Raw genomic sequence first — 21,387 nt, 5'->3', positions numbered from 1 at the left:
GTCTTGCTCTCACCTTTTTATTTTCATTCCTCCCACCTCTCCCGCTTTTTTTCTTTCCCTCTGCTGCGATAATTACCCTAATGGCTTTGCAGAGGAAAACGCTATGGATTACGAATTTTTGCGCGATATCACCGGCGTGGTGAAAGTGCGCATGTCGATGGGGCATGAAGCCGTTGGACACTGGTTTAACGAAGAGGTGAAAGAGAATCTCGCGCTGCTGGATGAAGTCGAACAGGCGGCGAATACGGTGAAAGGCAGTGAACGCTCCTGGCAGCGCGCCGGGCATGAATATACGCTGTGGATGGATGGCGAAGAGGTCATGGTGCGTGCCAACCAGCTTGAGTTTTCGGGCGATGAGATGGAAGAGGGGATGAGCTACTACGACGAAGAGAGCCTGTCGCTGTGCGGCGTGGAAGACTTCCTGCAGGTAGTGAATGCCTACCGTGAGTTTATGAAACAGAAGTAACTCCCCGAAGCGTCCCTGCTCCGGGCAACACTTACACGGTCGGAATGTTGCGGCCGTAGTAAATTTCGCGCATCTCTTTCCAGAGCAGGTCGGTGATGACCTTGCGCTCTTCTTCGCTCAAATCTTCCGGCCTCGTGTGGAACATGTAGTGCTTAAGGTCGAACTCTTTAAGCATCATCTTGGTATGGAAGATGTTTTCCTGATACACGTTCACATCCATCATGTCGTACAGCGATTTCATGTCCTCGGACATGAAGTTCTGGATGGAGTTGATCTCGTGGTCGATGAAGTGCTTCATGCCGTTGATATCGCGGGTAAAGCCGCGCACGCGATAATCAATGGTGACGATGTCCGATTCCAGCTGGTGGATTAAATAGTTCAGCGCATTCAGCGGTGAAATCACGCCGCAGGTCGACACTTCAATATCCGCGCGGAAGGTACACAGCCCGCCTTCGGGGTGGCTTTCCGGATAGGTGTGAACGCAGATATGGCTTTTATCCAGGTGGGCGACGACCACTTCCGGCAGCGGGCCCGGGTGTTCGGTTTTGTCGATAAGCTGCGGGTCGACCGGCTCTTCGCTGACCAGAATGGTCACGCTGGCGCCTTGAGGCTCATAATCCTGTCGGGCGATGTTCAGGATATTGGCACCAATAATCGAGCAGGTCTCTGTCAGGATCTCGGTCAGACGGTTGGCATTGTAGAGTTCATCGATATAGGCGATGTAACCATCGCGTTCTTCCGCTGTTTTGGCATAGCAGATATCGTAAATACAAAAACTCAGGCTTTTGGTCAGGTTGTTAAAGCCATGCAGTTTAAGCTTTTTCAATTAGCTCACCCCCTTAGTGGATAATGCGTCTTGCAGGTACTGCGGTAAAGCAAACGCTGCGGTATGAATAGCCGGATTGTAGTAGCGGCACGTGAGCCCGGCCTGATGGAAGCGGGCCTGGATAATTTCGGTGGAGAGATGGCGCAGCACGTCGTTATCCGTCGCCCAGGCAAAGGTCATGATCCCGCCGTAGTACGTCGGAATGGCCGCCTGATAGAAGCTGACGTCGCCGAAATAGGTGCTCAGCTTACGATGGCTGTCGAGGGCTTCGTCCTGCTGCAGGAAGCAGACACCGTTTTGTGCGACGAAGATCCCGCCCGGGTTCAGGCAGCGCTTGCAGCCTTCGTAGAACGAGGAGGTAAACAGCGACGCGCCAGGGCCGATGGGGTCGGTGCAGTCAGAGATAATCACGTCGAAGGTCTGCGTGGTCTGGTTAACAAAGTTAACGCCGTCGTCGATAACCAGATTAAAGCGCGGATCGTCATAGCTGCCGGCATTATGGTTGGGCAGGTACTGGCGGCAGAAAGAGACCACGCCCGCATCAATCTCAACCATGGTGATGGTTTCAATGGAACGATGACGTGAAACCTCGCGCAGCATTGCGCCGTCGCCGCCGCCGATAATCAGAACATGCTTCGCGTGTCCGTGCGCCAGCAGCGGAACGTGGGTCATCATTTCATGATAGATAAACTCGTCGCGCTCGGTCGTTTGCACTACGCCATCCAGGGCCATCACGCGGCCAAAGGCGGCGTTTTCGAAGATGATCAGATCCTGGTGATCCGTTTTCTCATGATAGAGCACGTTATCAACGGCAAAGTACTGACCAAACTGGTCATGCAGTGTTTCATGCCACAACGTGTGGTCGGCCATACGCGGACTCCTCCTTTGTTAACATCCGTAACACTCACAAAAAATGAGCGAAACATGATAGCTAACTATAACCGTGGTTGCACGGTTATAGGTTTAACAGGGGGCGTCGGGAAGATTATTTAACGTAGGCGAGCAGGCTGAGTGAATCGCGAGCCAGCGCTTTGCATTTTTTAGCCGTGGGAATGCCAATACCGCTCAAGTCACGGTAGCTGTCTTCACCGAGCGCCTTCATGTCAAAGCTGTCGTAGTTGCTGAGATCCCATTGGTTTTGCTGGGCAAAAAAGACCAGCGCGCGGCGAATTTGCCCGTTGGGTAAATTCTGGTAGCCACAATCATTTTTCAGGAATACAAAAACCGCCGTTAAATCGGCCATATCTTCCGCTTCATTTTCACTGAGCGCATAGCTGTTCGCACACATTGCCATCAGGCTTCCGAACAAAATTGTCCTGAAAAACGTCTTCATTGCTTCTACCACTTCTTCACGGAAAATTAACGTTAGCATACTTGATGCCAATGCGACGATCTTTATTATTGCCGCCGTGCTTGACCTTCCGGTAAGGGGAGGGTTTATGCTCAAAAGATCGCCGGCTGGAAATAAGGAAATGAACATGCAACGTCGTGATTTTTTAAAGTATTCCGCTGCGCTGGGGGCTGCCAGCGCATTACCACTCTGGAGCCGCGCCGTTTTCGCAGCTGACAGGCCTGCCTTACCTGTCCCTGACTTACTGACCGCAGACGCCCGTAGCCGTATTCAGCTCGTTGTTCAGGCCGGTAAAACAGCCTTCGGCGGGCACAGCGCGACAACGTGGGGCTATAACGGCAATCTGCTCGGCCCGGCGCTTCAGTTGCGAAAAGGGAAAGCGGTGACGGTGGATATCCACAATACGCTTGCCGAGGAGACCACGCTGCACTGGCACGGGCTGGAAGTGCCGGGCGAGGTGGATGGCGGACCGCAGGGCATCATCAAAGCGGGTGGTACGCGCAGCGTCACTTTTACGCCGGATCAGCGTGCTGCGACCTGCTGGTTCCATCCGCATCAACACGGCAAAACGGGCCATCAGGTGGCAATGGGGCTGGCAGGGCTGGTGCTGATTGAAGACGACGAAAGCCGCCTGCTGCGCCTGCCGAAACAGTGGGGCATCGATGATGTGCCGGTGATTGTTCAGGACAAGAAATTCAACGCTGACGGGCAAATTGACTATCAGCTCGACGTAATGAGCGCGGCGGTCGGCTGGTTTGGCGACACGCTGCTGACCAACGGCGCGATCTATCCGCAGCATGCCGCCCCGAAAGGCTGGCTGCGCCTGCGCCTGCTCAACGGCTGTAACGCTCGCTCGCTAAACTTTGCCGCCAGCGATAAGCGTCCGCTCTACGTGGTCGCGAGCGACGGCGGCCTGCTGCCGGAGCCGGTGAAAGTGAGCGAGCTGCCGATGCTGATGGGCGAGCGCTTCGAGGTGCTGGTGGACATCAGCGACGGCAAACCGTTTGACCTGGTGACCCTGCCGGTTAGCCAGATGGGAATGGCGGTGGCGCCGTTTGATAAGCCGCATCCGGTGCTGCGTATTCAGCCGTTGCTGATTACCGCCTCCGGTACGCTGCCGGACACCTTAACCACGCTTCCTGCACTCCCGTCGCTTGAGGGGCTGACCCAGCGCAAACTCCAGCTTTCCATGGACCCGATGCTCGACATGATGGGCATGCAGGCGTTGATGAAGAAGTACGGTAATCAGGCCATGGCGGGGATGCACCACGGTCAGATGATGGGCCATATGAATATGGACCACGGTAAAATGGGCGGCATGGATCACGGCGGTCACGGATTTGATTTCCACAACGCCAACATGATCAACGGCAAAGCGTTTGATATGACTACCCCGATGTTTGCCGCCACTAAGGGACAATTCGAGCGCTGGGTGATTTCCGGCGAAGGCGACATGATGCTACACCCGTTCCATATTCACGGCACGCAGTTCCGCATTCTTTCAGAGAACGGTAAAGCGCCGGATATGCATCGCGCGGGCTGGAAAGATACGGTGAGAGTGGAAGGCGGCGTCAGCGAGGTGCTGGTGAAGTTTGACCACGAGGCGCCGAAGGAGTTTGCTTATATGGCGCACTGTCATCTGCTGGAGCATGAAGATACAGGGATGATGCTGGGGTTCACGGTATAAAAAAAGCCCGGTGACGCTACGCTTACCGGGCCTACGATTCGTGCTCATGTAGGCCGGGTAAGGCGTAGCCGCCACCCGGCTCTTTTAGTTACTTAGCATCGTCAGGCAATGCATACGCGACAATATAGTCGCCCATCTTCGTGCCAAACGAACCGTGACCACCCGCAGAAATGACAACGTACTGCTTGCCATTCACCTCATAGGTCATCGGCGTTGCCTGTCCACCGGCTGGCAGACGGCCTTGCCACAGTTTTTCACCGTTGGTCATGTTGTACGCGCGCAGGTAATTATCTGCGGTTGCCGCGATGAACAGCACGTTACCGGCGGTGGAGATTGGGCCACCCAGCATTGGCATACCCATATTGAACGGCACCGGAACCGGCATCGGGAACGGCATGCTGTCCTGTGGCGTACCAATACGTTTTTTCCATACGATCTGGTTGGTTTTCAGATCCAGACCGGAGATGTAACCCCAGGCAGGCTGTTTACACGGCAGACCAAACGGCGACAGGAACGGATTCAGCGTTACGCCAAACGGTACGCCATACTGCGGCTGGATACCGGCTTCGGTACCGCTGCCTTTCGCGTCTTTTGGCTGCTCCATTGGGTTGCCCGGACCGCGTGGGATCAGGCGGGAAACGAACGGCAGCGCCATTGGGTTAGCGATGGCGACCTGACGGTTAGGGTCAACGGAGATACCGCCCCACTCGAACATTCCCAGGTTACCCGGGAAGACCAGCGTGCCCTGCTCTGACGGCGGCGTGAAGATGCCTTCATAGCGCAGCTGGTGGAACATCACGCGGCACACCAGCTGGTCAAACATCGTGGCACCCCACATGTCTGCACCGCTGAGGTCTTTCTTCGGACGGAAGCTCAGGTCAGAGAACGGCTGCGTTTTGGTGACGTAGTCGCCTTTGGCCGCACCCTGCGGGACCGGTTTTTCCGGTGCAGGCACAACCAGCTCGCCGTTACGACGATCCAGCACGAAGATGTTACCGGTTTTCGCCGGCGCGTAAATCACCGGCACGGTTTTGCCGTTAACGGTAATGTCCGCCAGCGTCGGCTGGGAAGGCATATCCATGTCCCACAGATCGTGGTGAACGGTCTGGTAGCTCCATGCCAGTTTACCGGTCGTTGCGTTCAGCGCCACGATGGAGCTGGCGTAACGCTCCTGCTCCGGCGTGCGGTTACCGCCCCAGATGTCCGGCGTAGTCACGCCCATCGGCAGGTAAACCAGGTCCAGCTTCGCGTCATACGCTGCCGGTGCCCAGGAGTTCGGCGAGTTGAAGGTAAAGGTGTGCTCGTCCGACGGGATCGCGTTGGGATCTTTCGCGCCCGGATCGAAGGCCCACAGCAGTTTACCGGTGTTCACGTCAAAACCACGGATGACGCCTGAGGTTTCGCGCGTGGAGAAGTTATCCGTTACCGAACCGGCAATCACGATAGTTTTATCGGTGATGATTGGCGGTGAGGTCGGCTCATACAGACCCGGCGTAGTGTCCGGCATGTTGGTCTGCAGGTTCAGGATGCCTTTGTTGGCGAAGGTTTCGCACAGCTTGCCCGTTTCGGCGTTAATCGCGAACAGACGGCCATCGTTCACCGGCAGCATAATGCGGCGAGGACAGTCGGCAATGACTTCCGGGCTGGCATTATCGGCACGCGCTTCGTGGTAAGAGACGCCACGGCAGGTGATGTGCTGGAACGACGGATTAGAGTTCAGCTGTGGATCGAAGTGCCATTTCTCTTTACCGGTGGCCGCGTCGAGCGCGAACAGACGCTGGTGCGCCGTACACAGGTAAAGCATGTCGCCCGCTTTAATTGGCGTCACTTCGTTGGTCAGCTCGCCCGGATCGTTCGGCATTTTCAGGTCGCCGGTACGGAATACCCAGGCTTCCTTCAGGTTTTTCACGTTGTCCGCGTTGATCTGCTTCAGCGGGGAGTAGCGTTGACCTTCCTGGTTACGACCATAAGCAGGCCAGTCACCGTCCGCCACCTGCGAGATAGCCGCAGCAGGCGTGGATTCCGCGTTCAGCGTACCGTTGATCTCCTGCGGGTCGTTAAAACCGGCCCAGGTCAGAATACCGCCGCTGATTACCAGTGCCACCAGCAGGGCCGCAACTGCACCGCTGGAAGGCACAATCAGGCGACGCCAGACGAACGGCAGGATCAGCCAGATACCGAAGAAGACCAGGATGTCGCTGCGCGGGGTCAGTGCCCAGAAGTCGAAGCCGACTTCCCAGACGCCCCAGATCATCGTGGCAAGGAGGAGTGCGGCATACAGCCACAGTGCGGATTGTTTTCTACGCCAGAGCAGGACGGTTACGCCAAGCATAACCAGGCCCGCAATCGGGTAGTACCAGGAGCCGCCGATCGCGACCAGCCAGACGCCACCGATTAACAGGTACAAGCCGCAGAAGGCGGCGAATAACGCTGTTAGTGTCACCAGTAGACGCGGCTGTTTAGAGTTTATTTCAGCCATAGAAAGTGTACTCGTCAGTTTTTGTTAATAATTTGCTAGCAACTAATTATAGGTATTAACAAGTGTGATCGGAATCACAATATTTGCTTTTTATAACTCATGCGCCCCGGTTATCCATTTACTGATATAATAGCGGGCTTGCGTATCAATGCCGGAGATTAGTTCATCTGCATTGAGAGATTTTCATTAAAATCATATGGTTAGTAATATGAAACATACTGTTGAAGTGATGATCCCGGAAGCCGAGATCAAAGCGCGTATCGCCGAACTGGGTCGTCAAATCACCGAACATTACAAGGACAGCGGCAGCGAAATGGTGCTGGTCGGTCTGTTGCGTGGCTCTTTCATGTTCATGGCAGACCTGTGCCGTGAAGTGCAGGTGCCCCATGAGGTCGATTTTATGACCGCCTCCAGCTACGGCAGCGGCATGTCCACAACCCGTGATGTGAAAATCCTGAAAGATCTGGATGAAGATATTCGTGGCAAAGATGTGCTGATCGTTGAGGACATCATCGACTCCGGCAACACCCTTTCAAAAGTGCGCGAGATCCTGAGCCTGCGCGAGCCGAAATCGCTGGCGATTTGTACGTTACTGGATAAGCCTGACCGTCGTGAAGTACAGGTGCCGGTGGAGTTCGTGGGCTTCTCCATCCCGGACGAGTTCGTGGTGGGTTACGGCATTGACTACGCGCAGCGCTATCGTCATCTGCCGTATGTTGGCAAGGTTGTTATTCTGGACGAATAATTGCGGGCTGATGCCCTCACTCCAGCCCTCTCCCTGCGGGAGAGGGTGAAAACCCCCGGCTTTGTTATTTATGGTTCACATGCTTAAGCTTGAGGTTGGCAATCCCCGAACGGTAACGCTGCTCCAGCGTTTCGCGGTTGGTGGCGGTCACTTCCAGATTGCGCAGCAGGCCATCATGAATACCATACGCCCAGCCGTGGATAGAAACCTTCTGCCCGCGCTTCCACGCCGACTGCATGATGGTTGAATGCCCAAGGTTATATACCTGCTCCATCACGTTCAGCTCGCACAAGGTATCCATGCGCCGCTCCTGCGGCATTTCACCCAGCAGTGAGCTATGTTTGAACCAGATATCGCGGATGTGCAGCAGCCAGTTATCAATTAAACCCAGTTCCGGGTTTTCAACCGCCGCCTGCACGCCGCCGCAGCCGTAGTGGCCGCAAATAATGATGTGCTCGACTTCCAGAACGTCAACGGCATACTGAACCACTGAAAGGCAGTTGAGGTCGGTGTGAATCACCAGGTTGGCGACGTTACGGTGAACAAACAGTTCGCCGGGTTCGAGGCCGGTCAGGCGCTCGGCAGGTACGCGGCTGTCGGAACAACCAATCCAGAGAAAGCGCGGGTTCTGTGCCTGTGCGAGTTTTCCAAAAAATCCGGGGTCTTCCTCCACCAGCATTTTTGACCATAGTGCATTGTTGCTGATGAGTGTATCTATGTTGTTCATGGAGGTTAGCGACCTGTAACCGAGTAATTGCGTTGCGCTACTATAGGGTAACCCGACTTTTAATGAAACCACACAACGTGTGTAAGAACTGAAGGTAAGTTAAATTCATGGCAATTGCACTGGAGCTTGAACAGCTTAAAAAAACCTATCCGGGTGGCGTTCAGGCGCTACGCGGGATAGATCTTAAAGTAGAAGCCGGGGATTTTTACGCGCTTCTGGGGCCGAACGGGGCGGGAAAATCCACCACCATCGGGATCATCAGCTCGCTGGTGAATAAATCCTCCGGCCGCGTCAGCGTGTTCGGATACGACCTGCAAAAAGATGTGGTCAACGCCAAGCGCCAGCTGGGGCTAGTGCCGCAGGAGTTCAACTTTAATCCGTTTGAGACGGTGCAGCAGATCGTTGTTAACCAGGCGGGGTATTACGGCGTCGAGCGTAAAGAGGCGCTGGAACGTAGCGAAAAGTACCTGAAACAGCTCGATCTGTGGGAAAAGCGTAACGAACGTGCGCGCATGTTGTCCGGTGGGATGAAGCGCCGCCTGATGATTGCCCGCGCGCTGATGCACGAGCCGAAGCTGCTGATCCTTGATGAGCCAACCGCGGGCGTGGATATAGAACTGCGTCGTTCCATGTGGGGCTTCCTGAAGGATCTCAACGATAAAGGCACCACCATCATTCTGACCACCCACTACCTTGAAGAGGCTGAAATGCTGTGCCGCAATATCGGCATTATTCAGCACGGCGAGCTGGTGGAAAACACCTCGATGAAGAACCTGCTCTCCAAGCTGAAATCCGAAACCTTCATTCTCGATCTGGCGGCAAAAAGCGCGCTGCCAAAGCTGGAAGGGTACCAGTATCGCCTGGTCGATACCTCGACGCTGGAAGTGGAAGTGCTGCGCGAGCAGGGGATTAACAGCGTGTTCTCCCAGCTGAGCGCGCAGGGGATTCAGGTCTTAAGCATGCGTAACAAAGCGAACCGACTGGAAGAGCTGTTTGTCTCTCTGGTGCACGATAAACAAGGAGACAAGGCATGACGCATCTTTACTGGGTCGCGCTGAAGAGTATCTGGGCGAAAGAAATTAACCGCTTTATGCGTATCTGGGTGCAAACCCTGGTGCCGCCGGTCATCACCATGACGCTCTATTTCATCATCTTCGGTAACCTGATCGGTTCCCGGATTGGTGAAATGCACGGCTTTACCTATATGCAGTTTATCGTCCCGGGCCTGATCATGATGGCGGTGATCACTAACGCCTACGCGAACGTGGCCTCGTCATTCTTCAGCGCCAAATTCCAGCGCAACATTGAAGAGCTGCTGGTCGCGCCGGTGCCGACGCACGTCATTATCGCCGGTTACGTGGGCGGCGGCGTGGCGCGCGGTCTATGCGTGGGGATCCTGGTCACGGCGATTTCGCTGTTCTTCGTGCCGTTCCAGGTCCACTCGTGGCTGTTCGTGGCGCTGACGCTGTTGCTGACGGCGATCCTGTTCTCGCTGGCCGGATTGCTGAACGCGGTGTTCGCAAAGACGTTTGACGACATCAGCCTGATCCCGACCTTCGTGCTGACGCCGCTGACCTATCTTGGCGGGGTGTTCTACTCTCTGACGCTGCTGCCGCCGTTCTGGCAGGCGCTGTCGCACCTGAACCCGATTGTCTACATGATCAGCGGCTTCCGCTTTGGCTTCCTTGGCATCACCGATGTGCCGCTGTTTACCACGGTGGCGGTGCTGGTGGTGTTTATCATCGCCTTCTACCTGCTGTGCTGGTATCTGATCCAGCGCGGGCGCGGGCTGCGCAGTTAACCTTCTGCCCGGCGACGTTCTGTTTGCCGGGCACTTTCTTTGACAGTTATCACCGAAAGCTAACCTTCACTCCGCTAAACTACTTGCCTGCTAAGGAGAGAGTTATGCTGGGATGGGTTATCACCTGCCACGATGAACAGGCGCAGGAAATACTGGATAAGCTTGAAGCCAGATTTGGCCCGCTGGTGCAATGCCGCGCGGTTAACTACTGGCGTGGGCTAAGCACCAATATGCTGAGCCGCATGATGTGCGATGCCCTGCATGAAACCGACACCGGTGATGGGGTAATTTTTCTCACCGACAGGTCAGGGGCGGCACCTTACCGTTCAGCGGCGTTAATGAGCCACAAGCACAATAATTGTGAAGTCGTTTCCGGGATCAGCCTGTCTTTACTCGAAGCAATGTATCCACTGCGCGCTACATTAAGCAGCGCTGAGTTTCGTCACGCCATTGTGGCGCAGGGCGCGCCGGGAGTGAGTAGCCTGTGGCACCAGCAGCAGAAGAATCCGCCTTTCGTTCTGCTTCACGATCTGTATAAGCATTAAACATTGGTATTGATGTCGCTTTTGCTACAATGGCGGCTGATTTCCCGTGTCGATTTATATCCTATGTTCATGCGCGTTATCTTTATCCTTTTGCTGCTGGTATCCGGCGGGGCGTCTGCCAGCCTGATCGGTCAGCAAGGGCTTCCTGCTCAATATATGCAAACCACTGAGGATGCTGCCATCTGGGCTCAGGTGGGGAACTCCGTGGTCAACGTGGGAAATATCCGCGCCGGGCAGATCCTCGCGGTCTTTCCCGCCGCGGCGGATTATTACGAATTTCGCTTCGGGTTCGGTACCGGCTTTATTGATAAAGACCACCTTGAGAAAGTGCAGGGCAAGCAGCGCGTTGAGGACAGCCTGGGCGACCTGAACAAGCCGCTCAGTAACCAGAACCTCATCACCTGGAAAGACACGGCCGTTTATAACGCGCCCAGCAGCGGAAGTGCGCCCTTTGGCACCCTTAGCGCCAACCTGCGTTATCCCATTCTGAACAAACTTAAAGACCGGCTGAATCAGACCTGGTATCAGATCCGCATTGGTAACCGCCTGGCGTGGATCAGCAGCCTGGACGCGCAGGAAGATAATGGCATCCCGGTGCTGACCTACCACCATATCCTGCGTGATGAAGAGAACACCCGTTTTCGTCATACCTCCACCACCACCAGCGTGCGCGCGTTCAGCAACCAGATGACCTGGCTTCGCGATCAGGGTTACACCACGCTGACGATGTACCAGCTGGAAGGATACGTGCGTAATAAGATGAATCTGCCCGCGAAGGCGGTGGTGATTACCTTTGACGACGGCCTGAAGTCGGTGAGCCGCTACGCGTATCCTGTGTTGAAAGAGTACGGCTTCAACGCGACGGCGTTTATCATTTCGTCACGAATAAAAGGCCATCCGCAAAAGTGGGATCCGAAATCGCTGCAGTTTATGAGCGTTCAGGAAATTAAAGGCATCCAGGATGTGTTCGACATTCAGTCGCACACTCACTTCCTGCATCGCGTGGACGGTTATAAACACCCGATTTTACTGAGCCGCAGCTATCACGTGATCCTGTTTGATTTTGAGCGTTCTCGCCGCGCGCTGGCGCAGTTCAACCCGCGCGTGCTCTATCTTTCATATCCGTTTGGCGGCTATGACAATAAAGCGATAAAGGCGGCGAACGATGCCGGTTTTCATCTGGCGGTGACGACGGTGAAAGGGAAGGTGAAGCCGGGGGATAATCCGTTCTTACTGAAACGCCTGTATATCTTAAGAACGGATTCACTGGAGACCATGTCGCGGCTGATCAGCAATCAGCCGCAGGGGTAGCTATCAGGCAACCTGAACTGGAATCGCCTTCGCAGTGCGTTTCATGTCGTTGTCGCCTTCAAAGTAGGCGACTTTAGGCTGCCAGCGACGCGCTTCTTCGTCAGACATCATCACGAAGCTGGCGATAATCACGATATCACCCACGTCAGCGCAGTGTGCTGCCGCGCCGTTGACGGAGATGATTCTGGAGCCGCGCTCGGCGGCAATGGCGTAGGTCGAGAAGCGTTTGCCGTTGTTAACGTTCCAGATATCAATCGCTTCGTTTTCAAGGATGCCCGCCGCGTCGAGGAAATCCTGGTCAATGGCGCAGGAGCCTTCATAGTGCAGGTCGGCCTGAGTGACTTTCACACGGTGAAGCTTACCTTGCAGCATTTTGCGAATCATTACGTTTACCTTTAATTATCAAGGGTGAAGAACTACACCAGCTCAACGACTTTATTGTCAATCAGGCGTGCCTGACCGAGCCATGCCGCCACCAGAATCACCGCGCGTTTGCTGGTCCCTGTCAGTTCAAGCAGGGTATCAGCATCGCGGATTTGAATATCGTCAGCGCGGAAGCCTTTGTCGTTCAGCGCCTGCTCTGCAAGGGCAACGATCTCTTCTGCGGCCAGCTCTTTCGCCAGCAGCTGTTCCGCCATGGCGTTCATCACCTTGCTTAAGCCCGGCGCGATCTTGCGCTGGTCAGCGGTCAGGTAGCCGTTGCGGGAGCTGAGCGCCAGACCGTCCTTCGCACGCACAATCGGTACGCCGACGATCTCAATATCGTAACCCATGTCAGCAACCATCTTGCGGATCAGCGCCAGCTGCTGGAAATCTTTCTCACCGAAGCAGGCAACGTCCGGCTGCACCAGGTTGAAGAGCTTGCTGACGATAGTAGAAACACCGCGGAAGTGGCCTGGACGGCTTGCCCCTTCCAGCATGGTGGAAATGCCCGGAACGTCAACATACGTTGCCTCTTCCGTACCCTGCGGATACACGTCCGCCGGTGCCGGAGAGAAGACAATATCCGCATGGCGTTTTTTAAGCTTCTCGCAATCTTCCTGCAGGGTGCGCGGATAGCGTGCCAGATCGTCGGCGCGGTCAAACTGCATTGGGTTAACGAAGATACTGACCACCACGATATCTGCCCGCGCTCTCGCTTCGTCGACCAGCTTCATATGGCCATCGTGCAGGTTGCCCATGGTCGGGACCAGTGCGATACGTTTACCTTCCTGACGCGCGCGACGAATATGCTGGCGAAGCAGCGGCAGGGTTTCAATGATTAGCACAACGAGACTCCTTAATGGAAACTGTGTTCTTCACCCGGGTAAACACCGGATTCAACGTCGGCAATATACTGCCTGACCGCAGCGCGCATGTCGCCCGCTTCAGTGAGGAAATTTTTGGCAAATTTGGGGATATGTCCGCCGGTAATACCAAAGGCGTCGTGCATCACCAGAATCTGACCGTCGGTCACGTTGCCTGCGCCAATGCCAATCACCGGAATGGCGAGCACGTCGGTGATGCGTTTCGCCAGCTCAACCGGCACGCATTCCAGCACCAGCAGCTGCGCGCCTGCGGCTTCCAGCGCCAGGGCATCATCAAACAGCGTCTGCGCCGCATCGCCCCGGCCCTGCACCTTATATCCACCAAAGATGTTGACGGATTGCGGCGTCAGGCCCAGGTGACCGCACACCGGCACGGCGCGCTCCGTGAGCATTTTCACCGTCTCTACCAGCCAGGCGCCGCCTTCAATTTTGACCATGTTCGCGCCAGCGCGCATCACCGCCGCCGCATTTTCGAATGCCTGCTCTGGCGTGGCATAGGCCATAAACGGTAGATCGGAGAGCAGCAGGCAGGCAGGCGCGCCACGGCGCACGGCGCGGGTATGGTAAGCGATATCCTCAACCGTGACCGGCAGGGTGGAATCATGTCCTTGTACCGTCATCCCTAACGAATCTCCGACCAGCATGACGTTGATACCCTCTTCGGCAAACAGTTTTGCGAAGCTGTAGTCATACGCGGTGATGGTGGCGAAGCGTTTTTTTTCCTGTTTGCATTTCTGCAGTAAGGAGATGGTGGTTGGTTTCATACTGTTTCCTGATAGCCCAAAAGCGAATCTTTGCGCATTCTAACAGTAACATTCGAGGGAACAATGATTTTAGGCAACCGATTAACCACAATTATTTAGTGGCTAATCGGTGGGGGAAGAGGATCACCAGCGAGCGGGTCTTTCCGCGTTGAGGTTATCCAGAACGGCCTTGAGTGAGATGCCGTCCGGGAAGGTGAGATCGGGCGCCACTTCAAAGAGCGGCCAGAGCATAAAGCCACGGTTTTTCATGTCGTAATGGGGTACGGTGAGGCGTTCCGTATTAATCACCTCATGGCCGAACAGCATAATGTCGAGGTCAAGCGTGCGCGGTCCCCAGCGTTCGGCTTTGCGAACGCGGCCCTGCTGGAGTTCGATGCGCTGGGTGTTGTCCAGTAGCGTTTCGGCATCGAGAGTGGTTTCCAGTACCACGGCGGCGTTCAGATAATCAGGCTGATCCTGCGGGCCGAGCGGCGGAGTGCGGTAAAACGAGGAGACCACCACGATCCGGCTCTGCGGGATGTCGCCCAGTGCCTGCACGGCAGCGTTAACCTGCTCCAGCGGAGAGGCTAAATTGCTGCCGATGGCGATACAGGCGAGGGTCATGCTGTCCCTTCACGACGCGGCGCGCGTTTGCGCGGACGACGGTGACGGCGACGCGGTTCCGGCTCTTCATCCAGCCCGGTCAGCATATCTTTCTGCTCCGGCGGGGCGGAAACCTGGAATTCGGCCCACCACTGCGCCAGGCGCTGCAGCTCCTGATTACGTTCGATTTCCGCACGCAGCGACAGCAGATCGAAGGCGGCGCGGAACTTTGGATGCTCCATCAGCTTCCAGGCGCGTTTGCCCTGACGACGGGACATGCGCAGCTGAAGCTGCCAGATATCGCGCACCAGCGTGGTAATACGTTTCGGAATGGCGAGCGTACGGCACCCTTCGTCCAGCACGTCGTTTGCGGCCAGCGCGAAGGCATCATAATAGGCAAGCCCGCTCTCCTGGGTAATTCGCTGGGCCGTCTCCAGTAGCGGATACCAGAACATCGCTGCAAACAGGAACGCCGGGTTCACGCGCATGTCGTTGCGAATACGGGTATCGGTATTTTTCAGCACCTGCGCAATCATGCGCTCCATCGGGCTGTCGCCGTTTTCGGTGAAGTAACGGGTAATGGTCGGGAACAGCGGCTGGAACAGGTTGTATTCGCGCAGCAGAGTGTAGGTTTCAAACCCGTGGCCGGCCTGCAGCAACTTCAGCGCTTCTTCGAACAGACGGGCAGGCGGCACGTCGTTGATCAGCGTCGCCAGTCGCGGGATCGGCTCTGCGGTTTCCGGGCTGATGCGCATGTTCAGCTTGGCGGCGAAACGCACGGCGCGCAGCATGCGCACAGGGTCTTCGCGGTAGCGCGTTTCCGGCGTGCCGATCAGACGGATCAGACCCTCTTTCAGGTCCTGCATGCCGCCGACGTAATCACGCACGGTGAAATCCGCCACGCTGTAATAAAGACTGTTGATGGTGAAGTCGCGACGCTGGGCATCTTCTTCGATGGAGCCGAAGATATTGTCGCGCAGCAGCATACCGTTCTGCCCACGCTGTGACGTGGTGCGATCGGATGCGCCCGCTTCGTGGTGGCCGCGGAAGGTCGCCACTTCGATAATTTCCGGCCCAAACATCACGTGAGCCAGACGGAAACGGCGGCCAACGAGACGGCAGTTACGGAATAATTTGCGCACCTGTTCAGGCGTGGCGCTGGTCGTCACGTCGAAATCTTTCGGTTTTTTGCCCAGAAGTAAATCACGCACCCCACCGCCTACGAGATAGGCCTCGTAGCCCGCTTTATTCAGACGATAGAGTACCTTGAGGGCATTTTCACTGATATCTTTGCGGGAAATATTGTGCTGCTCACGCGGAATAACCGACATGTGTGGCTGTGCAATAGCATCGTTCGCCATGCTCTCTTCGCGGCTTAGCACTTTACGGCAAAAATTAGCGACTCGGGTAAAAATGGTACACCTCGTAGTGTGTTTTGTTATGAAAAAAGCGGCTAATCATAGCTCAGCGCAACGCATTTGAGAATGCTGGATTTTTGGCACTGTCGCGAGCGTCCAGTTGGCAATGGCTATTTTCAGCAGTTCGTCAATGCGCAGATCCTGCCATTCGTTGGTTACATTCTGGTTGAGAAATCGCAGCGCGTCGATCAAAACAGGACGCGGATCGCCGTCTGGCAGGGCCGGGGCGTGGTTCTGCTTGGAGAGCTTAACGCCCTGCGCATTGACCGCCAGCGGCAGATGAATGTAATCCGGCGCCGTCCAGCCAAACTGGTGATAAAGCGAGATTTGTCGTACGGTCGGTTCGACCAGGTCTGCCCCGCGCACAATTTCCGTGACGCCCTGGAAATGATCGTCGACAACCACCGCCAGGTTATACGCAAACAGACCATCACGACGGTGAATAATAAAATCTTCACATGCCAGACGTTCATCCGCCTGAATCTCACCGGAGAGCCGATCGTGGAAGCGGGTGACGGGCGCGCGCTGTAGCAAGCGTACGGCGGCATTTTCCGGGGGAAGATTCAGCGTACGGCAGTGGCCGTCATAAACCCCTCCCACGCTCTGGATCCGCGCGCGGGTGCAGGTGCAGTTATAGGAGAGCCCCTGAGCGCTAAGCCAGGCCAGACGTTCCCGATAAGCCTCATGACGCTGCGACTGCCACAGAACGTCTCCGTCCCAGTGAAGACCGTAATGTTCCAGCTGACGCAGAATGGTGTCTGCAGCACCGGGAACTTCACGCGGTGGGTCAATATCTTCGATACGGACGAGCCATTTGCCCTGGCTGGCGCGAGCCTGCAGGTAGCTGCCGAGCGCGGCAATTAATGAGCCGAAGTGTAATTCACCGGAAGGAGATGGCGCGAAGCGCCCAATATAGTGTGATTCAGACATATCAATAGTAACAAGGCGGGAGAGACTCCCGCCTTTGGAGTGTGTAAACAGCGCTGGTGTTAACCGGCCATCTGTTTTTCGCGGATTTCGGCCAGCGTTTTACAGTCGATGCACAGATCGGCGGTTGGACGCGCTTCCAGGCGACGAATGCCGATTTCAACACCGCAGGATTCGCAGTAGCCAAAATCTTCGTCTTCGACTTTTTTCAGCGTTTTCTCGATCTTTTTGATCAGTTTGCGTTCGCGGTCACGGTTACGCAGTTCGAGGCTGAACTCTTCTTCCTGAGCGGCACGGTCGACCGGATCCGGGAAGTTAGCAGCTTCATCCTGCATATGAGTAACGGTGCGATCGACTTCATCCCTGAGTTGATTACGCCATGCTTCAAGAATACGCTTGAAGTGCGACAGCTGGGCTTCGTTCATATACTCTTCGCCCGGCTTCTCTTGATACGGCTCCACCCCAGCGATGGCGAGAATACTCAGGGACGATGTTTTACGGTTTTGCCCTTCTTGCATGTTGCTTCTCCTTAACACGCACTATCGATCCCCGTGTTGGGGGAAAAATCAGGTCGCTATAAATAGCAGATGCTTTTCCGTATGGCAATTATCTAAACGTAACACTTGACAAGCCTGTGAGGAAAAGCGTATTTGCGCACGCGGCCAGAACACTAATTCATCAATCTTCTAATCCCTTATAAGACAATGGGAAGAGAGGATCTCAGAGTCATATTATCGGCAGAAAGTTCCGCTTTATAAGCTAAAACCTCCACCCCCTGCTTTTGTGCCTCATTCAACAGTTGTGCGTATTTAGGATCGATATGGCGGGCAGGGGAAAACCGTACAATGGCTGAGTGCAATACCGCAAACAGCAATACGGCGCGTTTGCCCGCCGCCGCAACACTCATCAGCTCCCGCAGATGCTTCTGCCCGCGTAGCGTTACCGCATCCGGAAAGAAGCCATTTTCCTGTTCCGCTAACGTCACTGATTTTACTTCAATATAGCACTCAGGGCGGTCTTCCGCCTGTAACATGAAGTCAATTCTGCTGCCTTCATCGCCATATTTCACTTCGCTTTTATGCGTACCGTAACCCACCAGTTCGGGAATAGTGCCATGCGTCAGCGCTTCCTTAACCAGCTGATTTGCGCGCAGGGTGTTAACACAAATAAATGCCCCGTTTTGCGTCTCGGTCATTTCCCAGGTATGGGGATATTTGCGTTTATTATTTTCTGACGTGGAATACCACACCGTGTCACCCGGCATGGCGCAGCCGGTCATGGCGCCGGTATTGGGGCAGTGCAGAGTAAGCGCTTCGCCTTCCGGCGTCACCACGTCCGCGAGGAAGCGTTTGTAGCGTTGGATCAGCGTGGCAGATTGTAGTGCAGGGCTAAACTTCATCAGGATTCCTTATCTTGTCGCCCAGCGTCCAGCGCTGTAGCGGTTTGTAGCGGGTGCGTCCCTGTGCAAAGACGGATTCGTAAAGCGCGAATTCATTGACCGGAAAAGTCCAGTGAAAACCCGGCGGCGGGATGGCAACGGCCTGCCCCGCATCGCGCAGCAACGTGATATGCGGATGAAACGGCTGTGGGCTCTGATAACAGCCGCTGCGCGCTGCCTGGGCGCGTAACATATTCGCCAGCTGTAATAAGCCGCGCGGCGGCTGGCGCGTCCCCATCCAGACCACGCGCGAACGCAGCCACTGACCCGCATCGTCAAGGTGCAGCGTAAACGGTGGCTGAGATATTCGCCCGGCCATGGCGGCTAACGCCCGCTGTTTTTCGGCACTGACGTCACCCAAAAAGGCCAGCGTCAGGTGCAGGTTTGCCGCCGCTACAGGGCGGCCAGCTTCCGGCGGGAAGTGTTCAGCGCGCCAGCGTACAACTTGACGCTGTATTGGGGTGGGCAGTTCAATGGCAAAAAACAGCCGTTTCGACTCAGACATACGGGGGACTCGGTAATGATATGCGCCGATGCTACAATGTACGCCGACTAATGTTAACCCTCTGGAGCTGTTAGTGTCCTCATTGCCGGTCGCCGTCGTCCTTCCTGAGCTTCTCGCTGCCTTACAACATGCCCCACAGGTGCTGCTTAACGCGCCCACGGGGGCGGGTAAATCCACCTGGCTGCCGATTCAGCTTCTGAAAGACGGGAATATCAGCGGGAAAATTATCCTGCTGGAGCCGCGCAGGCTGGCCGCGCGCAACGTGGCGCAGCGCCTGGCGGAACTGCTTAACGAAAAACCGGGCGAGACGGTGGGCTACCGGATGCGCGCCGAAACCTGCGTCGGCCCGTCCACGCGGCTTGAGGTGGTGACGGAAGGCATTCTCACCCGCATGTTGCAAAACGATCCGGAGCTGACCGGCGTCGGGCTGGTGATTCTGGATGAATTTCACGAGCGCAGCCTGCAGGCCGATCTGGCGCTGGCGCTCTTGCTCGACGTTCAGCAGGGGCTGCGCGACGACCTCCGGCTGCTGATCATGTCGGCGACGCTGGATAACGAGCGGCTCCAGCAGACGCTCCCTGACGCGCCGATCGTTGCCTCCGAAGGGCGAGCTTTCCCCGTTGAGCGTCGCTATCAGCCGCTTTCTGCCCATCAGCGCTTTGATGAAGCGGTGGCCATCGCCACCGCCGAATTGCTCCGTCAGGAACCCGGCTCGCTGCTGCTGTTTTTACCCGGCGTGGGCGAAATCCAGCGCGTACAGGAGCAGCTGGCATCGCGGGTAAGCGGTGACGTTCTGCTGTGTCCGCTGTACGGTGCGCTGTCGCTTGCTGAGCAGCGTAAAGCAATTCTTCCCGCCCCGGCGGGACAGCGTAAAGTGGTGCTGGCGACCAATATCGCCGAAACCAGTTTGACTATCGAAGGCATTCGTCTGGTGGTGGATAGCGCGCAGGAGAGGGTGGCAAGCTTTGACCCGCGCACCGGCCTGACTAAACTGCTTACCCAGCGCATCAGCCAGGCTTCAATGGTGCAGCGCGCGGGCCGTGCGGGGCGTCTTGAGCCGGGTATTTGCCTGCATTTAACCAGCGCGGAGCAGGCTGAACGTGCGGCTGTGCAAAGCACGCCTGAGATTTTACAAAGCGATCTTTCCGGGCTGGTGATGGATCTGCTGCAGTGGGGCTGCCCGGATCCTGAACAGCTCACCTGGCTTAATCCTCCGCCTGCCGTGAACCTCGCTGCTGCGCGCACCTTGCTGACCCAGCTTGGCGCGCTGGAAGGCGAGCGGCTGACGGCACGCGGCCAGAAAATGGCGGCGGCCGGCAACGATCCGCGTCTGGCGGCGATGCTGGTGGCCGCGCAAGGCGAAGATGAAATTGCCACGGCGGCAAAACTGGCGGCTATGCTTGAGGAACCGCCGCGCGGTGGCAGCAGCGATCTGGGGCAGGCGTTTTCGCGTAATCAGGGAAACTGGCAGCAACGCGCTCAGCAGCTGTGCAAGCGCCTGAATAGCCGGGGCGGTTCACCTGACAGCGATAAGATTGCTTCCCTGCTGGCGCTAGCCTTCCCCGACAGGATTGCACGCCGTCGTGGGCTGGATGGCCGCTATCAGCTGGCAAACGGCATGGGCGCGATGCTGGACAGCGACGATGCCCTGACGCGTCATGAATGGCTGATTGCGCCGCTCTTGCTACAGGGGAGTCACTCCCCGGACGCGCGTATTTTGCAGGCGATTGCCGTGGACATAGACGCCCTGACGCGCGACTGCCCGCAGCTGCTTCAGCAATCGGACATCGTGGAGTGGGATGATGCCCAGGGCACGCTGAAGGCGTTTCGTCGCAGCCAGATTGGTAAACTGACGCTCGGCACAAAGCCGCTGGCGAAGCCGTCGGAAGAAGAGTTGCACCAGGCGATGCTCAACGGCATCCGGGAAAAGGGGCTGGGCGTCCTGAACTGGACGCCGGAGGCTGAACAGTATCGCATTCGCCTGCACTGCGCCGCGAAGTGGCTGCCGGAATACGGCTGGCCCGCGGTGGATGATGAGACGCTGCTCGCGACGCTTGAGCAGTGGCTGCTGCCGCAAATGAGCGGCGTGCACTCTCTGCGCGCCCTTAAAGCGCTTGATGTTAAGACCGCGTTACAGAATTTACTGGACTGGTCATTACGTCAACGTCTGGATAGTGAACTGCCAGGGCATTACACTGTGCCAACCGGAAGCCGGATTGCCATTCGTTATCATGAGGATAATCCTCCGGCGCTGGCAGTGCGGATGCAGGAGATGTTTGGTGAAGCCACCACGCCGTCCATTGCAGAAGGGCGCGTTTCTCTGGTGCTTGAACTGCTGTCCCCGGCGCACCGGCCGTTGCAGATTACCCGCGACCTGGGGGCGTTCTGGGCGGGGAGCTACCGTGAAGTGCAAAAAGAGATGAAGGGGCGGTATCCCAAACATGTCTGGCCGAACGATCCGGCGAATACGGCGCCGACGCGGCGGACGAAGAAGTATTCGTGAGTAAG

General features: G+C 56.3%; 22 protein-coding genes. 8 read left to right on the top strand and 14 right to left on the bottom strand.

The features are described from left to right. Positions 1–103: 103 nt before the first annotated feature. Positions 104–466, top strand: coding sequence for a protein YacL (yacL, locus tag ACWKXT_RS21630; protein WP_041911228.1), 363 nt, complete (start codon positions 104–106; stop codon positions 464–466). Between the two features lie 31 nt (positions 467–497). On the opposite strand, the gene speD is transcribed toward yacL, so the two are convergent. The 3 genes from speD to ACWKXT_RS21615 form a co-directional block, all read right to left on the bottom strand. After that, positions 498–1,292 carry an adenosylmethionine decarboxylase gene (speD, locus tag ACWKXT_RS21625; RefSeq protein ID WP_454528330.1) on the bottom strand — a complete coding sequence of 265 codons (795 nt, stop codon included), beginning with the start codon at positions 1,290–1,292 and terminating at the stop codon, positions 498–500. Then, the gene (gene speE / locus ACWKXT_RS21620; RefSeq protein ID WP_028015536.1) at positions 1,293–2,162 is read right to left on the bottom strand and encodes a polyamine aminopropyltransferase; all 870 of its coding nucleotides are present in this window, start codon (positions 2,160–2,162) and stop codon (positions 1,293–1,295) included. Positions 2,163–2,277: 115 nt separating this feature from the next. Then, positions 2,278–2,625: a YacC family pilotin-like protein gene (locus ACWKXT_RS21615; protein ID WP_014882582.1), complete on the bottom strand. Its 348-nt coding sequence runs from the start codon at positions 2,623–2,625 to the stop codon at positions 2,278–2,280. A 145-nt stretch (positions 2,626–2,770) separates the two neighbouring features. Between ACWKXT_RS21615 and cueO the strand changes: the two genes are divergently transcribed. Further along, entirely contained in the window at positions 2,771–4,330 is a 1,560-nt protein-coding gene (gene cueO, locus ACWKXT_RS21610; protein WP_454528328.1) for a multicopper oxidase CueO, read from the top strand. A gap of 88 nt (positions 4,331–4,418) precedes the next feature. Here cueO and ACWKXT_RS21605 read toward each other — a convergent pair whose 3' ends face one another. Beyond that, positions 4,419–6,809: a glucose/quinate/shikimate family membrane-bound PQQ-dependent dehydrogenase gene (locus ACWKXT_RS21605; RefSeq protein WP_454533372.1), complete on the bottom strand. Its 2,391-nt coding sequence runs from the start codon at positions 6,807–6,809 to the stop codon at positions 4,419–4,421. A 208-nt stretch (positions 6,810–7,017) separates the two neighbouring features. Between ACWKXT_RS21605 and hpt the strand changes: the two genes are divergently transcribed. Next, complete coding sequence (gene hpt, locus ACWKXT_RS21600; protein WP_454528326.1) at positions 7,018–7,554, top strand: hypoxanthine phosphoribosyltransferase; 537 nt, start codon at positions 7,018–7,020, stop codon at positions 7,552–7,554. A gap of 64 nt (positions 7,555–7,618) precedes the next feature. On the opposite strand, the gene can is transcribed toward hpt, so the two are convergent. Beyond that, positions 7,619–8,281 (bottom strand): carbonate dehydratase, encoded by a 663-nt coding sequence (can, locus tag ACWKXT_RS21595; protein WP_013095615.1) that lies wholly within the window; start codon positions 8,279–8,281, stop codon positions 7,619–7,621. 107 nt (positions 8,282–8,388) lie between these two features. Between can and ACWKXT_RS21590 the strand changes: the two genes are divergently transcribed. From ACWKXT_RS21590 to ACWKXT_RS21575, 4 genes are all read left to right on the top strand, one after another. Beyond that, entirely contained in the window at positions 8,389–9,315 is a 927-nt protein-coding gene (locus ACWKXT_RS21590) for an ABC transporter ATP-binding protein (RefSeq protein WP_119916018.1), read from the top strand. Then, entirely contained in the window at positions 9,312–10,082 is a 771-nt protein-coding gene (locus ACWKXT_RS21585; RefSeq protein ID WP_023334536.1) for an ABC transporter permease, read from the top strand. The genes ACWKXT_RS21590 and ACWKXT_RS21585 overlap by 4 nt, the downstream gene beginning before the upstream one ends. A gap of 104 nt (positions 10,083–10,186) precedes the next feature. Then, positions 10,187–10,627, top strand: a complete 441-nt coding sequence (locus ACWKXT_RS21580; RefSeq protein ID WP_454528325.1) for a PTS sugar transporter subunit IIA — start codon at positions 10,187–10,189, stop codon at positions 10,625–10,627. Positions 10,628–10,690: 63 nt separating this feature from the next. Beyond that, on the top strand, positions 10,691–11,938 hold the full coding sequence (locus tag ACWKXT_RS21575; RefSeq protein WP_454533373.1) for a polysaccharide deacetylase family protein: 1,248 nt from the start codon (positions 10,691–10,693) through the stop codon (positions 11,936–11,938). A gap of 3 nt (positions 11,939–11,941) precedes the next feature. On the opposite strand, the gene panD is transcribed toward ACWKXT_RS21575, so the two are convergent. From panD to thpR, 9 genes are all read right to left on the bottom strand, one after another. Further along, the gene (gene panD / locus ACWKXT_RS21570) at positions 11,942–12,322 is read right to left on the bottom strand and encodes an aspartate 1-decarboxylase (RefSeq protein WP_454528323.1); all 381 of its coding nucleotides are present in this window, start codon (positions 12,320–12,322) and stop codon (positions 11,942–11,944) included. A 32-nt stretch (positions 12,323–12,354) separates the two neighbouring features. Further along, positions 12,355–13,206: a pantoate--beta-alanine ligase gene (panC, locus tag ACWKXT_RS21565; RefSeq protein WP_454533371.1), complete on the bottom strand. Its 852-nt coding sequence runs from the start codon at positions 13,204–13,206 to the stop codon at positions 12,355–12,357. An 11-nt stretch (positions 13,207–13,217) separates the two neighbouring features. After that, the gene (gene panB, locus ACWKXT_RS21560) at positions 13,218–14,009 is read right to left on the bottom strand and encodes a 3-methyl-2-oxobutanoate hydroxymethyltransferase (RefSeq protein WP_454533370.1); all 792 of its coding nucleotides are present in this window, start codon (positions 14,007–14,009) and stop codon (positions 13,218–13,220) included. Positions 14,010–14,132: 123 nt separating this feature from the next. After that, positions 14,133–14,612 (bottom strand): 2-amino-4-hydroxy-6-hydroxymethyldihydropteridine diphosphokinase, encoded by a 480-nt coding sequence (gene folK, locus ACWKXT_RS21555; protein WP_454528321.1) that lies wholly within the window; start codon positions 14,610–14,612, stop codon positions 14,133–14,135. Next, positions 14,609–16,006 (bottom strand): polynucleotide adenylyltransferase PcnB, encoded by a 1,398-nt coding sequence (gene pcnB / locus ACWKXT_RS21550; protein ID WP_217479577.1) that lies wholly within the window; start codon positions 16,004–16,006, stop codon positions 14,609–14,611. The genes folK and pcnB overlap by 4 nt, the downstream gene beginning before the upstream one ends. Positions 16,007–16,048: 42 nt before the next feature. Beyond that, entirely contained in the window at positions 16,049–16,939 is an 891-nt protein-coding gene (gene gluQRS, locus ACWKXT_RS21545; protein ID WP_454533369.1) for a tRNA glutamyl-Q(34) synthetase GluQRS, read from the bottom strand. A gap of 59 nt (positions 16,940–16,998) precedes the next feature. Beyond that, positions 16,999–17,454, bottom strand: a complete 456-nt coding sequence (gene dksA, locus ACWKXT_RS21540; RefSeq protein ID WP_001155232.1) for an RNA polymerase-binding protein DksA — start codon at positions 17,452–17,454, stop codon at positions 16,999–17,001. A gap of 176 nt (positions 17,455–17,630) precedes the next feature. Further along, the gene (gene sfsA, locus ACWKXT_RS21535) at positions 17,631–18,335 is read right to left on the bottom strand and encodes a DNA/RNA nuclease SfsA (RefSeq protein WP_454533368.1); all 705 of its coding nucleotides are present in this window, start codon (positions 18,333–18,335) and stop codon (positions 17,631–17,633) included. Further along, positions 18,325–18,879 (bottom strand): RNA 2',3'-cyclic phosphodiesterase, encoded by a 555-nt coding sequence (gene thpR, locus ACWKXT_RS21530; protein ID WP_454528318.1) that lies wholly within the window; start codon positions 18,877–18,879, stop codon positions 18,325–18,327. The genes sfsA and thpR overlap by 11 nt, the downstream gene beginning before the upstream one ends. Positions 18,880–18,952: 73 nt before the next feature. Between thpR and hrpB the strand changes: the two genes are divergently transcribed. Then, complete coding sequence (hrpB, locus tag ACWKXT_RS21525) at positions 18,953–21,382, top strand: ATP-dependent helicase HrpB (RefSeq protein WP_454533367.1); 2,430 nt, start codon at positions 18,953–18,955, stop codon at positions 21,380–21,382. Positions 21,383–21,387: the final 5 nt, after the last annotated feature.

Source organism: Enterobacter sp. UPMP701, from assembly GCF_053709515.1.
This window is presented reverse-complemented; position numbering and strand designations above follow the sequence as displayed.

Excerpts from the sequence above, each read along its gene's own strand:
- yacL (WP_041911228.1), top strand. The coding sequence starts at position 104 with ATGGATTACGAATTTTTGCGCGATATCACCGGCGTGGTGAAAGTGCGC.
- speE (WP_028015536.1), bottom strand. The coding sequence starts at position 2,162 with ATGGCCGACCACACGTTGTGGCATGAAACACTGCATGACCAGTTTGGT.
- ACWKXT_RS21615 (WP_014882582.1), bottom strand. The coding sequence starts at position 2,625 with ATGAAGACGTTTTTCAGGACAATTTTGTTCGGAAGCCTGATGGCAATG.
- cueO (WP_454528328.1), top strand. The coding sequence starts at position 2,771 with ATGCAACGTCGTGATTTTTTAAAGTATTCCGCTGCGCTGGGGGCTGCC.
- ACWKXT_RS21605 (WP_454533372.1), bottom strand. The coding sequence starts at position 6,809 with ATGGCTGAAATAAACTCTAAACAGCCGCGTCTACTGGTGACACTAACA.
- hpt (WP_454528326.1), top strand. The coding sequence starts at position 7,018 with ATGAAACATACTGTTGAAGTGATGATCCCGGAAGCCGAGATCAAAGCG.
- can (WP_013095615.1), bottom strand. The coding sequence starts at position 8,281 with ATGAACAACATAGATACACTCATCAGCAACAATGCACTATGGTCAAAA.
- ACWKXT_RS21590 (WP_119916018.1), top strand. The coding sequence starts at position 8,389 with ATGGCAATTGCACTGGAGCTTGAACAGCTTAAAAAAACCTATCCGGGT.
- ACWKXT_RS21585 (WP_023334536.1), top strand. The coding sequence starts at position 9,312 with ATGACGCATCTTTACTGGGTCGCGCTGAAGAGTATCTGGGCGAAAGAA.
- ACWKXT_RS21580 (WP_454528325.1), top strand. The coding sequence starts at position 10,187 with ATGCTGGGATGGGTTATCACCTGCCACGATGAACAGGCGCAGGAAATA.
- ACWKXT_RS21575 (WP_454533373.1), top strand. The coding sequence starts at position 10,691 with ATGTTCATGCGCGTTATCTTTATCCTTTTGCTGCTGGTATCCGGCGGG.
- panD (WP_454528323.1), bottom strand. The coding sequence starts at position 12,322 with ATGATTCGCAAAATGCTGCAAGGTAAGCTTCACCGTGTGAAAGTCACT.
- panB (WP_454533370.1), bottom strand. The coding sequence starts at position 14,009 with ATGAAACCAACCACCATCTCCTTACTGCAGAAATGCAAACAGGAAAAA.
- folK (WP_454528321.1), bottom strand. The coding sequence starts at position 14,612 with ATGACCCTCGCCTGTATCGCCATCGGCAGCAATTTAGCCTCTCCGCTG.
- gluQRS (WP_454533369.1), bottom strand. The coding sequence starts at position 16,939 with ATGTCTGAATCACACTATATTGGGCGCTTCGCGCCATCTCCTTCCGGT.
- dksA (WP_001155232.1), bottom strand. The coding sequence starts at position 17,454 with ATGCAAGAAGGGCAAAACCGTAAAACATCGTCCCTGAGTATTCTCGCC.
- sfsA (WP_454533368.1), bottom strand. The coding sequence starts at position 18,335 with ATGAAGTTTAGCCCTGCACTACAATCTGCCACGCTGATCCAACGCTAC.
- thpR (WP_454528318.1), bottom strand. The coding sequence starts at position 18,879 with ATGTCTGAGTCGAAACGGCTGTTTTTTGCCATTGAACTGCCCACCCCA.